Genomic DNA, 15,172 nt, shown 5'->3' with positions numbered 1-15,172 from the left:
GGCTCGCTCATCTAGGAGCATTAGCAGGATGGTATGCAATGCTCTGATTGAAATAAATTTATCGGAATTTATTCCCAGTACAAAGGGATAGCTGTACGTGTAGACAATATAACGAATGTGGGGACATAGTAATATTCCTTCTTTAAGCAAAATTAGCTCTATCCATTTTTTCGAAAATATTCGCCGATAGAGTTTCCAGACAGATTCTAATTATTGTTGTGCCCATTTTTGCTGTATCTGATCCAATAAATCAATGGTATCGATTGTCATGAATAATGAGCGGTTTGGTTGATCCCCGCTAATAGCAGCAATCATGTTGCTTATTTCATAATTAAGTGCCTGACTGGTATCTCCTGACACAATCGTTTCTACTGTTCCGTCATTAAAATGTATTTTTGCAAGATCAGCTCTTGGATAGTCTTCAATAGTGATATAGGCATTTTCAAATGAAACAATCCCCACTTTAGGAGCTTTTGATTGAAAACTTAACGTTACTGCAGCCATTTCCTGTTTCTTATTTTGCAGAATGGTCACAGATTGTTCGTCAACTCCGGTAGAAAACGGCTGCATGACAGAGGCTGCCACAAAAGGCTGCTCTGTCATGAACCAGCGTGCAAAAGAAACAGCGTAGGTTCCGATGTCCAGCAGAGCGCCTCCAGCCAAGTCTGGATTAAAGAAGCGGTTCTTAGGATCTGGCTCTTTGTAACTTCCAAAAGGAGCCTGAATCATTTTTAGTTTTCCGAATTTTCCTGTATCAATCAGCCGCTTTAATTCAGTGTAAAGAGGCATGTTGAAAATCGTCATTGCTTCTGCGAGAATCAAATGTTTTTTCTCAGCAAGCTTTACTGCTTCCAGCAATTCTTCGCTGTTCATCGTAATTGCCTTTTCACATAGTACATGCTTTCCTGCCTTGAGAGCAGATAGAATATGTGCAATGTGCTGTTTGTTTGGAACCGATATATAAATAACATCAATGGTTTCATCTGCCAGCAGTTCCTCATAGGAGCCATAATAAGCAGGTATTTGATACGCTTCTGCGAAGTGTTTGGCTTTGTCAGCAGAACGTGAAGCAACTGCTTTTAAAACACTTTGTTCCTGTTGGAAGCCCGCAGCGAACTGATGGGCAATCTCGCCAAGACCAATGATCCCCCAGTTATAGTTTGTCAAGATAGTTTCCTCCTAAATTATTTGATTTCTTTTATTATACTAAATAAAAGAATGTCTACGAAAAGATTTAACGTTAAAAAAGAAAAAAGCTTTCTTTTTAATAATTAATAAGTGCTTTTTTTAGCCATTTTAAGTAAAATGAGAGAAGGAGGGATGAAGATGCATCAAGTATATGTAGATATTATTGTCAGTGCAATTATTGAACAGTTCTTTTCAGAAGAACATTTTTATTTGGAACATCTAAATATAGATAAGGATCAGTGGGAAAACTGGAAGAACGGCAGAGGAAATCTGAACAATGAGGATATGCAAAAAGTAAAGAGTCTTTTTACTGATTATGAGTGGATGCTCACTCAAAAAATTATGCGGCAAACGGTCTTATTTCCTGAAAAGCGGAATATTGCTGTCTCCGAATATAAACGGTTGAAAACAATGATAGCCAGAAAATGGATGAAAAGTGATGTTGGACGGGCGGAGCTGCTTCCGTTTAACAATTCCATCCAGGATGATGAAGGCTTCATCAATTTAAAAGTTTCAATTGCTTATGGAGAATGGGGATTTGATGATATTATCACATTCCGATTGCCGTCTAAACTACAGCCGCAGCTTGAGGGATCAAAAGTTGAATTGCTGGATTGGATGGATGAAAATTTAATGGAAACCTACGTAATGGATTAGACTGGATTGATTCTGCAGAGAAAAACTGTTATAATTACTGACTTGTAAAGTAATGAGAGCTATTTGCCAAGACAGAGTGATCTGTGTACAGGAAAACAGTAAATAAAAAAGTAGGGATTTTATGAAAGTTAAAAGGGGTAAAAAAAGACAATTTCCTGTTATTTTGTTGGGGTTGTTGATTGTTACAGGAATATTTGTTTTTTCTTTTCGTATGTATTTTGGAGATGACATTGAAAAGACTATCAATACACAGGACAACGCATCTGTATCAAAGGAAGAATTTATTGATCGAATCAGGCCCCATGCTCAAGAGCTGCAGGCATCCTATGGTGTACTGCCAAGTATTATTATTGGGCAGGGAATCCTTGAATCGAACTGGGGGCAGAGCACACTTGCAGCTGAATACAACAATCTTTTCGGCATCAAGGCGTATGGTGATGAAGAGAAGGTCAATCTTGAAACCAAAGAGTACATAAATGAGTTGTGGGTGACAATCCAGGGAGACTTCAGGGTTTATGATACATGGGAGGAGTCAATGGACGATCACACACGTTTGTTTGTAAATGGTGTCACTTGGAATCCAAGACTCTATGAAGATGTTCTTTTAGCAAACAATTATAAAGAGGCTGCACAGGCATTGCAGTCAGCCGGTTATGCGACAGATCCGGATTATGCAGATAAAGTAATCCATGTAATTGAGAGTTATGAGCTTTACCAATACGATCAGTAGCTGAAGCAGTGAAAGGAAGTGCTGAGATGGAAAAAAAGTGGGTACCAGAGGTCATGACACTTTTGAAACAGGACATTATTAAAGTTCCAGAAGTAATCAATGAGGCGAGCGGTATTCTAATTTTCGGGAAAAAGATTCGTTCGATTATTTTTACAACAGATATATCAATTATCAGAAATACAAATGCTGATGCTGTTATCGCAGTCTATCCATTTACACCACATCCTGCAATTACCAAAAGTATCATTGAAGCTGCTGATATTCCTGTTTTTTCAGGAGTAGGCGGCGGGCTGACACAGGGGACACGCTCTGTATACATGAGTATGTTTGCAGAGGCGCAGGGCTCACTTGGTGTGGTGCTTAATGGACCAACGCCGATTGAGACAATCCAAAGTGTATGTGATGTGGTTGATATTCCTGTGATTAGTACTGTGACGTCAAAATACACCCCTCTGGATGATAAGCTGAAGGCGGGCGTTTCTCTAATAAATATCAGTGCCGGTAAAGAGACGCCAGCCACTGTAAAATATTTTCGTGAAAAGTATCCAGAGCTGGGGATTATTGCCACTGGAGGACCTACAGAAGAAGTGATCGGAGAAACGATTAAGGCTGGGGCGAATGCTATCACTTATACGCCGCCGTCAAACGGTGAATTGTTCAGTAAGAAGATGCTGAAGTACCGTGAACAGGAAAAAAAAGATATGCTGTAAAATGATTGAATCAGGATGGGAGTAGAAGACTCCTGTCTTGATTTTTTCTTTTTAAGATCGGTCTGAAAATTTTTGAATGCTCGTCGCATGTCCAAAGGGCCTATGAGACATGCTGTATGCGAACGATAAGACGAAGAATATGGGACCATTCTTTCTTTAAACGGAATTCGCCTATATCTGCTTTTGAAAGGGCTTGCTTCAGGGGTTTTTAGACAGACCCTAAATAAAAACTATTTTTTTATTCTCTTTTATAAGAAAATTCTAAGTATGGTTGTCTTGTATTTTAAATAAAATTGTGGATAATTGAATCTATTATATTTCTTAGTATGTATAGGGTCATAACAGGGGGCCGTTTCTGCCCAGTACCATAAATTCCGGACTATAAGCGAAGAAGTGAGTTCAATAACGCCCCCTTTTTTGCTTTGCAAACTTTTTTTAGTTTAGGAGGGACGATAGAAATGAAAGAATTAGTGGAAAGAATAAAAAAAGACGGGCATGTTCTAAGTAATGGCGTTTTGAAAGTAGACAGTTTTATTACCCATCAGGTGGATGCCGAGTTGATGGAACGAGTGGGGAAAAGGTTTGCTGAAGTTTTTGCAGATAAAGGAATAACCAAAGTAGTGACAATCGAAGCTTCGGGGATTGTTCCTGCGATCTATGCAGCTCAGGCATTAAAGGTTCCAATGATTTTTGCCAGAAAAGCGAAGAGCCTGACGATGTCCGAAGAGCTGTTGACGTCCTCTGTCTATTCCTTTACAAAGCAGGTAACCAGCCAGATTTCCATTTCAAAAAAATTTTTAACTGGGGAAGATAAGGTTCTGATCATTGATGATTTCCTTGCCAACGGTCAGGCGGCAAAGGGACTGGTCGAATTGTGTCAGCAGGCAGGAGCCGAGGTATCAGGTATTGGTATTATTATTGAAAAATCTTTCCAAAGCGGGCGTGCGCTGTTAGAAGAAATGGGCTTAAATATTGTTTCTCTGGCACGGATTGCTTCTCTGGAAAATCAGCGTGTAGAATTTCTTGAGGAGGACGCATAAAAATGGAGTTGGATAAACAGCAAATTCGTTTAGCAGTGATAGATACAGAATGAAGTCTGAATAATATGAAGTTGTAAAGGCGAACATTTGATGAAAAAAGGATGATAATATTCGATATTTCTTTGACATGATTTCGTCCTGTTGCTAAAATGAAGAGGAGAAAAAGCCATAGAAAGGAATTTAATATGCCAACTGTAGTATCTGTGATTATGGGGAGTATTTCTGACTGGGAAACAATGAAGCTGACCTGTGATATTTTAGAAGAATTTCAGATTCCTTATGAAAAAAAAGTTGTTTCTGCTCATCGAACGCCTGACTATATGTTCCGTTTTGCTGAATCGGCCAGAGAACGTGGAATTAAAATCATTATCGCGGGGGCCGGCGGTGCTGCCCACCTGCCGGGAATGGTTGCAGCAAAAACCACACTTCCGGTTATTGGTGTTCCTGTGCAATCCAAAGCACTGAATGGCTTGGATTCGTTACTGTCAATCGTTCAAATGCCTGGGGGAGTCCCTGTTGCTACAACAGCAATAGGAAAAGCGGGTGCATCCAATGCTGGACTACTTGCAGTTCAGATGCTTTCCATGTATGATTTAGAGATAGCGAAAAAATTAGAAGAGCGACGTAAATCTCTTGAACAAATCGTGATGGAAAGTAGTGATGATCTTGAATAAGCCTGTATTACCGGGGGCTATGATTGGAATAGTCGGTGGAGGACAATTAGGCAAAATGATGGCCTTAAGTGCGAAGGAAATGGGGTTTCGTATTGCCGTATTGGATCCTACGGCTGATTGCCCGGCAGCACAAGTGGCGGATTGGCACTTATTGGCGGAGTATGATGATTTAGAAGCATTGGAAGAAATGGCCAATCATTCAGAAGTAATAACCTATGAATTTGAGAATGTAGATGTGGACAGTCTGGTTCATATTCAGGATAAAGTAGAGATTCCTCAGGGAACAGATCTGCTGGCAATTACTCAGGACAGGCTGTTGGAAAAAAGCTTTCTGGAATCCAATAATATTGTGATTGCTCCTTACGCAACAATTGTCAGCCCAACTGATATTCAAGATGCCATTGACGGCATTGGGTATCCGTGTGTGCTGAAAAATACTCGAGGCGGTTATGATGGAAAAGGGCAGTATGTGTTGTACAGTCCTTCAGATCTGGCACCGTCAATGAATTTGTTAAAAGAAGGAACCTGTGTTTTGGAGGCCTGGATTCCGTTTGAAAAGGAGATATCTGTTTTAGTTGCCGGAAATGGCACCGGAGATATTCAGACATTTCCTGTAGTAGAAAATATCCATAGAAATAATATTCTTCATGAAACGATTGCACCGGCAAGGGTGGATGAAGACGTGAAAGAAGAAGCACAACGAATTGCCCGATTAATCGCTGAAGAAATAAATTTGGCAGGAACACTGGCAGTGGAAATGTTCTTAACGAATAATGGTGGAATCTATGTAAATGAGCTGGCACCGAGACCTCATAATTCTGGACATTATACGCTCGAAGCTTGTTCTTTTAGTCAGTTTGATGCACATATTCGAGGGATCTGCGGCTGGTCAATTCCTGAGATCAAATTGCTGTCTGATGCAGTAATGGTGAATATTATGGGTGATGAAATTTATGAAACCATGGAATTTATTTCAGAAAAGCCTAACTGGCATTTTCATTATTACGGAAAGGCAAAGGCAAAACCTGGAAGAAAAATGGGACATATCACGATTCTGACAGAAAATTTATTTGATACATTAGAAGATATTTATCAAACCAGTATTTGGGATTAAGAAAGGATAATACAATGATCGATCGTTATTCAAGACCGCAAATGAAGAAAATTTGGACAGATGAAAATCGTTATCAGGCTTGGCTTGAAGTGGAAATATTAGCTGATGAAGCATGGGCCGAGCTTGGAGAGATTCCAAAGGACGATGTGAAAAAGATTCGGGAAAATGCCTCCTTTGAGGTAAAAAGAATTCTTGAAATAGAAGAATCTACCAGACATGATGTGGTTGCGTTCACCAGAGCAGTTTCTGAAACGCTGGGAGAAGAACGGAAATGGGTCCATTATGGTTTAACCAGTACAGATGTTGTAGATACAGCCTATGGATATTTGCTGAAACAGGCGAATGATATTTTAAGAGAAGATCTTAAAAATTTTGCTCAAATTATTGCTGACAAAGCAAAAGAGCACAAGTACACTGTTATGATGGGACGTACACATGGCGTCCATGCAGAACCGACTACCTTTGGCTTAAAACTGGCATTATGGTATTCTGAAATGAAGAGGAATATCGAACGTTTCGAGCATGCAGCAAAAGGAGTGGAAGCAGGCAAAATCAGTGGTGCTGTCGGCACGTTTGCGAATATCCCTCCCTTTGTAGAAGAATATGTTTGCGGAAAATTGGGGATTCGACCACAGGAAATCTCTACACAAATACTTCCGCGGGATTTGCATGCTGAATACTTTTCTTCTATTGCTCTGATTGCCACCAGTATTGAGAAATTTGCGACAGAAATTCGCGGTCTTCAAAAGTCGGAAACAAGGGAAGTAGAAGAATTTTTTGCAAAGGGTCAGAAAGGTTCTTCTGCAATGCCGCATAAGCGTAATCCGATCGGTTCGGAAAATATGAGCGGGTTGGCTCGTGTGATTCGCGGACATATGGTAACAGCATATGAAAATGTTACGCTTTGGCACGAAAGAGATATTTCACATTCTTCAGCAGAACGGATTATTATGCCGGATGCAACGACTTTGCTGGATTATATGTTGAATCGCTTTGGCAATATTGTTAAGAACTTAACTGTATTTCCAGAGAATATGAAGAGGAATATGAATGCGACTTTTGGTTTGATATATAGTCAGCGTGTTCTGTTGAAGCTGATTGATCATGGAATGACGAGAGAAGAAGCATACGATTTAGTGCAGCCTAAAACAGCTTATGCCTGGGATCATCAAACAGACTTCCGTCCACTTTTAGATGAGGACGAAAAAATTACTTCAGTCTTAAGCAAGGAAGAACTAGATGATGCCTTTGACTATAATTATCATCTTAAAAATGTAGATACTATTTTTGAACGTGTAGGTTTATAGCCAATAATAGAAACAGAACCTCCTGAAATCCAAGCCGAATTCAGGAGGTTCTGTTTCCAGAAAAAACGTCACCGCAGATTTTCTATTCTGCGGTGACGTTTTTCATTTATGCTAATACTTCCTCCATGTGAAATGATTTTTCCGGATTTTCCTGTAATGTTTGCAACAGGCATTCAATAAATGCATAACTGCATTCATGTTTAGCCAAATATACTTCAATACGGTAGCCATTTTTGAAAAAGTGCTGTTCATGTATTTGATTGATCATTAATTCTACTTGTTGGTCATTCACATAATTGAAACATCTTTTTCTTCTTTCAGAATATTTTTTTACACCTCTTTTAATATTCTTAAATGTATAATACGTATGATCCTGATTCATATGATGCACAGTTTTTAAGGCCAGCAGATCATTGTAAAGCCGTATCTTTTCTTTCTTCGTAAGTGATGCCAAGAAATCTTGAGCAATCGTTGTATAATCCTCTTGCATAATGAAGTCCTCCCTACAATCAAAGAAACGTTATCTATTTTTTCTACTGTCATTATTGACTTAAGAATACCATTGAACAAACGAATTGTAAATGCTTACTATTTGTTCTTAATAATTGATTATTCTTCATTCAACTGATCAATTCGCTTAAACACGAACAATTTTATATTCAATTGTGATTATTGTTCATATTTCATTGACTGTGTTTTGGGAACTTGTTAAAATATAGACAAAGTAACGGACGAACAATTTTGAATGTCATAGTAATAATATTTGGAAAGGAAGTACATCATTGTTGGAAAAGACAGAGTTAATTTACACAGGGAAGGCAAAAAAATTATTTACTACAAATCAGACAGGTCAAATATGGATCGAGTATCTTGACCAGGCGACGGCACTGAATGGTGTAAGAAAAGATGAGATTTTAGGGAAAGCCGAACTGAATAATCAGATTACTTCGCTGATATTTAAAGAGCTGGCTAAAAAGGATATTCCCAGTCATTTTATTAAACAGCTTTCCAAGACCGAACAATTGGTGGAGGCAGTAGCTATTATTCCTCTTGAAGTGGTTGTTCGTAATGTTGCAGCAGGAAGCTTTTCAAAAAAACTGGCTATTGAAGAAGGAACACGGCTGACCTTTCCAATTATCGAATTTTACTATAAAAAGGATGAGCTGGATGATCCTTTTATTAATGAGGACCACATAAAGTATCTGGAACTCGCAACTGATGAAGAACTGATTGCTCTCAAAGAAGCTGCGCTAAAGGTGAATCAGGTATTAATTGAGCTTTTTGATCAAATAAATATACGGTTGATTGATTTCAAAATTGAGTTTGGACGAAAAGAGGACGGTACAATTCTATTGGCAGATGAAATTTCTCCGGACACTTGCCGTTTATGGGACAAGACCACAAATGATCATCTCGATAAAGATGTCTACAGAAAAGAATTGGGCGAAATTGTACCAGTATACAAGGAAGTATTTTCACGATTAAAAAATAAATAAGTATAAAGGAGTTTATCGAATGTATTTTGTTAAAGTTTATGTAACTTATAAGGATTCTGTATTGGACCCTCAGGGAGAAGCGGTTAAGGGTGCTATTCATCGTTTAGGCTATGAGGAGATTGAAGAAGTTCGTATTGGAAAGTACTTTGAGATAAAAGTTGCTAAAACAGAAAAACCAATCGAAGAAGCAATTGAAACAATATGTGACCGTTTATTGGCCAATGTCAATATGGAAACGTATCGCTACGAAATTACGGAGGAAGCGTAACATGAAATTTGCAGTCATTGTTTTTCCAGGGTCAAACTGTGATATGGATATGCTGTGGGCGGTTAAAGATATTCTAGGAGCTGAAGCAGAGTATGTTCGCCATGATGCAGCCAGTCTTGAAGGCTTTGACGGAGTGCTGCTTCCAGGAGGCTTCTCATATGGCGACTACCTTCGCTGTGGAGCAATAGCCCGTTTTTCAAAAATTATTGACGAAGTTATTCGTTTTGCAGAGGAAGGAAAGCCGGTTTTTGGTACATGTAATGGTTTTCAAATTCTGACTGAAGCCGGACTGCTGCCTGGTGCATTGATTCGGAATCAGTCTCTTCATTTTGTCTGTAAAACAGTGGGGTTAAAAGTGGAAAATGCTCAAACCATGTTTACAACAGCTTATGAGAAGGGTGAAGTGATTCAAATTCCAGTAGCCCATGGTGAAGGAAACTATTATTGTGATGATGAAACACTTCAAAAATTGAAGGACAATAATCAGATTGTCTTTACTTACGCAGATGAAAATCCAAACGGAAGCCTGGAAAACATTGCAGGAATTATCAATGAGAAAGGAAATGTTCTGGGAATGATGCCTCACCCTGAACGGGCAGTGGAAAGTCTGCTTGGATCAGAAGATGGATTGCGTTTCTTCCAGTCTATTGTTACTAATTATGGAAAGGTGACGAATCAAGCATGATGACAATTAACGAACCGACTGCTCAGGAAATTAAAGAGAAAAGAATTTATGCGGAGTGGGGGCTGACTGACGAAGAATATCGCATGATTGAAGAAGATATTTTAGGCAGAATGCCAAACTACACTGAAACGGGTCTCTTTTCAGTTATGTGGAGTGAGCATTGTTCTTATAAGAATTCAAAGCCTGTTTTAAGAAAATTTCCTATTTCAGGCCCGCAGGTGATTCAGGGACCTGGAGAAGGTGCGGGAATTGTTGATATTGGAGATGGTCAGGCAGTCGTTTTTAAAGCCGAAAGTCACAATCATCCTTCGGCAGTTGAGCCTTATGAAGGTGCAGCAACAGGTGTTGGCGGGATTATTCGAGATATCTTCAGCATGGGAGCTCGTCCTATTGCTATATTAGACTCTCTTCGTTTTGGTGAACTGGATAACCAGAGAACAAAGTATCTTCTTGAGGAAGTAGTCGCCGGTATCAGCGGATATGGAAATTGTATTGGAATTCCTACTGTTGGCGGTGAGGTCGCTTTTGATCCTTGTTATGAAGGAAATCCTCTGGTAAATGCGATGTGTGTGGGTCTGATTAACCATAAAGATATTCAAAAAGGTCAGGCAAAAGGTGTCGGCAATTCTATCATGTACGTAGGAGCTAAAACCGGGCGTGATGGTATTCATGGAGCAACCTTTGCTTCGGAAGAGTTCGTGGAGGGGGAAGAACAGCAGCGATCAGCCGTGCAAGTTGGTGATCCGTTTATGGAAAAGCTGCTTTTGGAAGCCTGTCTGGAACTGATTTTGGAGCATTCAGATATTTTAGTTGGGATTCAGGATATGGGGGCAGCAGGTTTGGTGTCTTCCAGCTCAGAAATGGCTTCAAAAGCCGGATCAGGGTTAAAACTCTATTTAGATGATGTTCCTCAGCGTGAAACTGGAATGACACCTTATGAAATGATGCTTTCGGAATCTCAGGAACGGATGCTGATCTGTATTGAGCGGGGACATGAAGAAGAAGTGATCGAGCTTTTCAAAAAGTATGATCTGGATGCAGTAACAATTGGTGAGGTAACAGATGATGGCTTATATCGTTTGTATCATCATGAAGTGGAAGTGGCCAATCTGCCGGTAGATGCATTGGCTGAAGATGCACCTGTTTATCAGAAAGAAAAGAAAGAGCCGGCTCGTATTCAAGAATTTGCGAATTTAGCAGACTTTGAACCGTCTGTGACAGACAGCAGCGAATTACTTCTGAAATTATTGCAGCAGCCCACTATTGCTTCTAAAAAAATGATTTATCAAACCTACGATTCACAGGTAAGAACAAATACAGTTGTTTTGCCGGGAAGTGATGCAGCTGTTTTACGTGTAAGAGGAACGAATAAGGCGCTGGCAATGACAACAGACTGCAATGCCCGTTATCTTTACCTGAATCCGGAAGTTGGAGGACAAATTGCAGTCGCTGAAGCAGCAAGAAACATTGTTTGCTCCGGCGGTCAGCCGCTGGCAATCACAGACTGCTTAAATTATGGCTCACCGGATAAAACTGAAGGATTTTGGGAGCTGTGGACATCAGCTGATGGTATTGCGAAAGCCTGTGAGCTGTTGGATACACCGGTTATTTCCGGAAATGTATCTCTTTACAATGAAACGAATGGAAAGGCCATTTATCCAACACCAATGATTGGTATGGTTGGTTTAGTGAAAGATATTGCTCATGTGACTACGCAGGAATTTAAAAAGGCAGGAGATTTAATCTACATTGTAGGTGAAACGAAAGCAGACTTTAATGGGACTGAGCTTCAGAAAATGCAGCTTGGGCGTATTGAAGGGAAACTGATGGATTTTGATTTATCTGTAGAAAAAGAAAACCAGGATTTAGTACTGAATGCAATTCAACAGGGACTGGTAGCTAGTGCGCATGATTGTTCTGAAGGAGGTCTTGCAGTAGCTTTGGCTGAGTCCTGTTTCAAAAACGGATTTGGTATGGAAAGTACCATAACTATGCCTCAGTCTTGGCTGTTCTCAGAAACTCAGTCTCGCTTTGTTCTATCTGTTTCGCCTGAAAAACAAGAAGTCTTTGAAGAATTGATGGGCAGTAAAGCTGAAATGATTGGAACTGTTACCAACGATAATACGATGGTGATTCAGGCAGCTGATGGCAATCTGCAGGTAGATACTGCAACAGCCAAAGAATTATGGGAGGATGCCATTCCATGTCTTATGAAGTAAAAAGCCTAAATGAAGAATGCGGCATCTTTGGGGTCTGGGGGCACCCAGATGCCTCCAGGTTAACCTATTTCGGTCTTCACAGTCTCCAGCATAGGGGACAAGAAGGCGCGGGCATCGTTTCCAATGATAACGGGAAATTGAATGGACATAGAGATCTGGGGCTGCTCTCAGAGGTTTTTAAAGAGGATAGAATTATCGAAGAACTAAAAGGGGCTGCAGCAGTTGGCCATGTTCGCTATGCAACTGCGGGAAACGGCAGTGTAGATAATATTCAGCCGTTTCTGTTCAAATTTTATGATGGCTCAGTAGGACTTGCTCATAATGGGAATTTGACTAATGCAAAAAGTCTGCGGAAAAGTCTTGAAAAGGACGGAGCAATTTTTCACTCCAATTCTGACACAGAAATTCTGATGCATTTGATTAGAAGAAGTAAGCAGACAACATTTATTGAACAGCTGAAAGAAAGTCTGCGTCAGGTAAAGGGGGGATTTGCCTATCTTTTGATGACAGAGACAGCGATGATTGCGGCTTTAGATCCCAATGCCTTTCGACCTTTAGCGCTTGGAAAGATGAAAAACGGTGCTTATGTAGTTGCCAGTGAAACCTGTGCACTGGAAGTCAGCGGCGCGGCTTTTATTCGTGATGTGGAGCCGGGTGAGGTAATTATTATTGATGATCAGGGCTATCGTATTGAAAAATACACAGAAGATACGCAACATGCAATTTGTTCAATGGAATTTATTTACTTTGCACGTCCGGATTCAAATATTGCTGGAGTGAATGTTCACACTGCCCGAAAAAATATGGGGAAAATTCTAGCTGAAGAAGCACCTGTTGAAGCGGATATGGTGGTTGGTGTACCAAACTCCTCTTTGTCAGCTGCAAGCGGGTACGCAGAAGCCAGCGGGATTCCTTATGAAATGGGTCTGGTAAAAAATCAGTATATTGCTCGAACATTTATTCAGCCGACTCAGGAACTGAGAGAACAAGGTGTTCGGATGAAGCTGTCTGCTGTTCGAGGTGTAGTTGAAGGCAAGCGTGTCATCATGGTCGATGATTCTATTGTAAGAGGAACAACCAGTCGTCGGATAGTCCAGCTTCTGAAGGAAGCCGGAGCAAAAGAAGTTCACGTTCGAATTGCTTCACCCCCACTGAAATATCCCTGTTTTTACGGGATTGATATTCAAACAAGGAAAGAGCTGATTGCAGCAAATCATTCGATTGAAGAAATTCAGGAACTGATTACTGCAGATTCACTGAGCTTTCTAAGCGAAGAAGGGCTGATTAACGCAATTGGTTTAAACTATGATGCTCCTTATACAGGATTATGCATGGCATATTTTAATGGAGATTACCCAACACCGCTCTATGATTATGAAGAAACATATCTTGCTTCACTGGAAACAGAAAATGAGCGTTGATTAATGGGTCAACCGATAATAAATAAGGAGGTTCAGCATGGCAAATGCGTATGCGAAAGCCGGAGTAGATGTAGAGGCCGGATACGAAGTAGTCGAAAGAATTAAGAAACATGTTAAGCGAACAGAGCGTCTCGGTGTTATGGGAGCTTTAGGAGGCTTTGGCGGGTGCTTTGATTTGAGCAGTGTGGAAGTGAAGGAACCAGTTTTAATTTCGGGAACAGATGGTGTGGGAACCAAGCTGATGCTGGCCATTCAGGCTGATAAACATGATACGATCGGGATTGATTGTGTAGCAATGTGTGTGAACGATATTGTAGCTCAGGGTGCAGAGCCTCTTTATTTTCTTGATTATATAGCAACAGGTAAAAATGTACCGGAGCGTTTGGAAAAAGTTGTCGCAGGTGTCGCAGAAGGGTGTGTTCAATCCGGTGCTGCTCTTATCGGCGGTGAAACAGCTGAAATGCCTGGCATGTACAATGAAAATGATTATGATCTTGCCGGCTTTACGGTGGGAGTTGCTGAGAAAAGCCAGTTAATCACTGGTGACCGAATCAAAGAAGGAGATGTGTTGTTGGGACTGCCATCCAGCGGCATCCACTCAAACGGCTATTCGCTAGTTCGAAAAATATTTTTTGAAATGAATGATTTTAAACTGACTGATCACCTTCCTGAATTAGAGGGAAAAGAGCTGGTAGAAGAACTACTGATGCCGACAAAAATATATGTGAAAACACTTCTGCCTCTTATAAAAGAACAGCTGCTTAACGGGATAGCACATGTCACTGGCGGTGGTTTTGTGGAAAACATTCCAAGAATGCTGCCAAAGAATACTGCGGCGTCCGTTGAATTAGGAAGCTGGCCGGTTTTACCGATTTTTACTCTAATGGAAAAATATGGGAAGATTCCGCCTATGGAAATGTATGAGATTTTTAATATGGGAATCGGTATGGTTTTAGCTGTTTCTCCGAAAAATCTGAATAGTGTTCAAAAAATTCTCGCTGATCTTGGGGAGGAAAGTTATACTATTGGTAAAGTAGTTGAAAGAAAAGAGCCGGAAAAGACTATTCTTTTTACTGAGGTGAGCCGATGAGAATTGCTGTTTTTGCTTCAGGAAGCGGAAGCAACTTTCAAGCCATCGCTGAGTCTGTTCAAGCAGGAAAAATTGATGGAGAAATTGTTTTGCTGTTTTCCGACCAAAAGGATGCAAAGGTGCTTGAAAGAGCTGAAAAATTGGGCATACCAAGTGCTTCTTTTTCTCCTAAAGATTTTTCATCCAAAGGGATTTATGAAGCAGAGCTGCTGCATTTATTAGAAGAAAAAGAAGTTGAGTTAATTGTTCTTGCAGGGTACATGAGATTGATTGGGCCTGTATTGCTGGAAGCATATCCGGAAAAGATAATTAATATTCATCCTTCATTATTGCCCTTGTTTCCGGGACTCCATGGAATTAGAGATGCTTTTGAAGCTAAGGTGGAAGAAACAGGAGTAACCATTCATTTTATAGATAAAGGGATCGATACCGGACCTGTCATAGTGCAGGAAAAAGTTGCAATTCATTCAGACGATACATTGGAAGGTCTTGAAGAAAAGATTCATAAGGTAGAGCATCGACTTTATCCAATTGTCATTCAAAAGATAATTCAAGAAAAGAAGGAGCGATAGA

The 15,172-nt window shown here is 40.2% G+C and carries 16 protein-coding genes and 1 riboswitch; of the genes, 14 read left to right on the top strand and 2 right to left on the bottom strand.

Translation table 11 applies throughout. The features are described from left to right. Positions 1-210 precede the first annotated feature (210 nt). Positions 211-1,167, bottom strand: coding sequence for a Gfo/Idh/MocA family protein (locus LI951_RS03005; protein WP_229441211.1), 957 nt, complete (start codon positions 1,165-1,167; stop codon positions 211-213). 159 nt (positions 1,168-1,326) lie between these two features. On the opposite strand from LI951_RS03005, the gene LI951_RS03000 reads away from it, so the two are divergent. The 7 genes from LI951_RS03000 (at position 1,327) to purB (ending at position 7,420) form a co-directional block, all read left to right on the top strand. After that, positions 1,327-1,845, top strand: coding sequence for a hypothetical protein (locus LI951_RS03000; RefSeq protein ID WP_202068312.1), 519 nt, complete (start codon positions 1,327-1,329; stop codon positions 1,843-1,845). A 121-nt stretch (positions 1,846-1,966) separates the two neighbouring features. Next, positions 1,967-2,575 carry a glycoside hydrolase family 73 protein gene (locus LI951_RS02995; protein ID WP_229441210.1) on the top strand — a complete coding sequence of 203 codons (609 nt, stop codon included), beginning with the start codon at positions 1,967-1,969 and terminating at the stop codon, positions 2,573-2,575. A gap of 26 nt (positions 2,576-2,601) precedes the next feature. Next, positions 2,602-3,285 (top strand): hydrolase, encoded by a 684-nt coding sequence (locus LI951_RS02990; RefSeq protein WP_202068316.1) that lies wholly within the window; start codon positions 2,602-2,604, stop codon positions 3,283-3,285. Positions 3,286-3,591: 306 nt separating this feature from the next. Continuing rightward, positions 3,592-3,687: riboswitch (purine riboswitch) on the top strand. A 56-nt stretch (positions 3,688-3,743) separates the two neighbouring features. Continuing rightward, positions 3,744-4,325: a xanthine phosphoribosyltransferase gene (locus LI951_RS02985; protein WP_229441209.1), complete on the top strand. Its 582-nt coding sequence runs from the start codon at positions 3,744-3,746 to the stop codon at positions 4,323-4,325. Between the two features lie 185 nt (positions 4,326-4,510). Next, complete coding sequence (gene purE, locus LI951_RS02980; RefSeq protein WP_202068320.1) at positions 4,511-4,999, top strand: 5-(carboxyamino)imidazole ribonucleotide mutase; 489 nt, start codon at positions 4,511-4,513, stop codon at positions 4,997-4,999. Continuing rightward, the gene (gene purK, locus LI951_RS02975) at positions 4,983-6,113 is read left to right on the top strand and encodes a 5-(carboxyamino)imidazole ribonucleotide synthase (protein ID WP_202068322.1); all 1,131 of its coding nucleotides are present in this window, start codon (positions 4,983-4,985) and stop codon (positions 6,111-6,113) included. The genes purE and purK overlap by 17 nt, the downstream gene beginning before the upstream one ends. Positions 6,114-6,127: 14 nt before the next feature. Then, positions 6,128-7,420 (top strand): adenylosuccinate lyase, encoded by a 1,293-nt coding sequence (gene purB / locus LI951_RS02970; RefSeq protein WP_202068324.1) that lies wholly within the window; start codon positions 6,128-6,130, stop codon positions 7,418-7,420. A gap of 106 nt (positions 7,421-7,526) precedes the next feature. Here the strand turns inward: purB and LI951_RS02965 are convergent, their stop codons facing one another. Beyond that, positions 7,527-7,910: a hypothetical protein gene (locus LI951_RS02965; protein ID WP_202068326.1), complete on the bottom strand. Its 384-nt coding sequence runs from the start codon at positions 7,908-7,910 to the stop codon at positions 7,527-7,529. A 295-nt stretch (positions 7,911-8,205) separates the two neighbouring features. Between LI951_RS02965 and purC the strand changes: the two genes are divergently transcribed. Genes purC through purN form a run of 7 tightly spaced genes read left to right on the top strand, consistent with a single transcriptional unit; the run spans position 8,206 to position 15,171 of the window. Then, entirely contained in the window at positions 8,206-8,916 is a 711-nt protein-coding gene (purC, locus tag LI951_RS02960) for a phosphoribosylaminoimidazolesuccinocarboxamide synthase (protein WP_202068387.1), read from the top strand. A gap of 19 nt (positions 8,917-8,935) precedes the next feature. After that, positions 8,936-9,184 (top strand): phosphoribosylformylglycinamidine synthase subunit PurS, encoded by a 249-nt coding sequence (gene purS, locus LI951_RS02955; RefSeq protein ID WP_202068328.1) that lies wholly within the window; start codon positions 8,936-8,938, stop codon positions 9,182-9,184. Position 9,185: 1 nt separating this feature from the next. Further along, on the top strand, positions 9,186-9,869 hold the full coding sequence (gene purQ / locus LI951_RS02950; protein ID WP_202068330.1) for a phosphoribosylformylglycinamidine synthase subunit PurQ: 684 nt from the start codon (positions 9,186-9,188) through the stop codon (positions 9,867-9,869). Next, positions 9,866-12,088: a phosphoribosylformylglycinamidine synthase subunit PurL gene (gene purL / locus LI951_RS02945; RefSeq protein WP_229441208.1), complete on the top strand. Its 2,223-nt coding sequence runs from the start codon at positions 9,866-9,868 to the stop codon at positions 12,086-12,088. The genes purQ and purL overlap by 4 nt, the downstream gene beginning before the upstream one ends. After that, entirely contained in the window at positions 12,073-13,509 is a 1,437-nt protein-coding gene (gene purF / locus LI951_RS02940) for an amidophosphoribosyltransferase (RefSeq protein WP_202068334.1), read from the top strand. Before purL ends, purF begins: the two co-directional genes overlap by 16 nt. Before the next feature lie 37 nt (positions 13,510-13,546). Next, positions 13,547-14,599 (top strand): phosphoribosylformylglycinamidine cyclo-ligase, encoded by a 1,053-nt coding sequence (gene purM, locus LI951_RS02935; protein ID WP_229441207.1) that lies wholly within the window; start codon positions 13,547-13,549, stop codon positions 14,597-14,599. After that, complete coding sequence (gene purN / locus LI951_RS02930) at positions 14,596-15,171, top strand: phosphoribosylglycinamide formyltransferase (protein ID WP_229441206.1); 576 nt, start codon at positions 14,596-14,598, stop codon at positions 15,169-15,171. The genes purM and purN overlap by 4 nt, the downstream gene beginning before the upstream one ends. The last annotated feature ends 1 nt before the right edge of the window (position 15,172 follow it).

This window comes from Enterococcus sp. BWT-B8 (assembly GCF_020567625.1).
Classification (GTDB): domain Bacteria; phylum Bacillota; class Bacilli; order Lactobacillales; family Enterococcaceae; genus Enterococcus_L.
Note: the sequence above shows the minus strand (reverse complement) of the source record. Positions and strands in the feature narration are given on the sequence as shown.

Coding starts and splice junctions, on each gene's coding strand:
- purL (WP_229441208.1), top strand. CDS start 9,866: ATGATGACAATTAACGAACCGACTGCTCAGGAAATTAAAGAGAAAAGA.
- purQ (WP_202068330.1), top strand. CDS start 9,186: ATGAAATTTGCAGTCATTGTTTTTCCAGGGTCAAACTGTGATATGGAT.
- purN (WP_229441206.1), top strand. CDS start 14,596: ATGAGAATTGCTGTTTTTGCTTCAGGAAGCGGAAGCAACTTTCAAGCC.
- LI951_RS02965 (WP_202068326.1), bottom strand. CDS start 7,910: ATGCAAGAGGATTATACAACGATTGCTCAAGATTTCTTGGCATCACTT.
- purF (WP_202068334.1), top strand. CDS start 12,073: ATGTCTTATGAAGTAAAAAGCCTAAATGAAGAATGCGGCATCTTTGGG.
- purM (WP_229441207.1), top strand. CDS start 13,547: ATGGCAAATGCGTATGCGAAAGCCGGAGTAGATGTAGAGGCCGGATAC.
- LI951_RS02990 (WP_202068316.1), top strand. CDS start 2,602: ATGGAAAAAAAGTGGGTACCAGAGGTCATGACACTTTTGAAACAGGAC.
- LI951_RS03000 (WP_202068312.1), top strand. CDS start 1,327: ATGCATCAAGTATATGTAGATATTATTGTCAGTGCAATTATTGAACAG.
- purE (WP_202068320.1), top strand. CDS start 4,511: ATGCCAACTGTAGTATCTGTGATTATGGGGAGTATTTCTGACTGGGAA.
- LI951_RS02995 (WP_229441210.1), top strand. CDS start 1,967: ATGAAAGTTAAAAGGGGTAAAAAAAGACAATTTCCTGTTATTTTGTTG.
- LI951_RS02985 (WP_229441209.1), top strand. CDS start 3,744: ATGAAAGAATTAGTGGAAAGAATAAAAAAAGACGGGCATGTTCTAAGT.
- purB (WP_202068324.1), top strand. CDS start 6,128: ATGATCGATCGTTATTCAAGACCGCAAATGAAGAAAATTTGGACAGAT.
- purS (WP_202068328.1), top strand. CDS start 8,936: ATGTATTTTGTTAAAGTTTATGTAACTTATAAGGATTCTGTATTGGAC.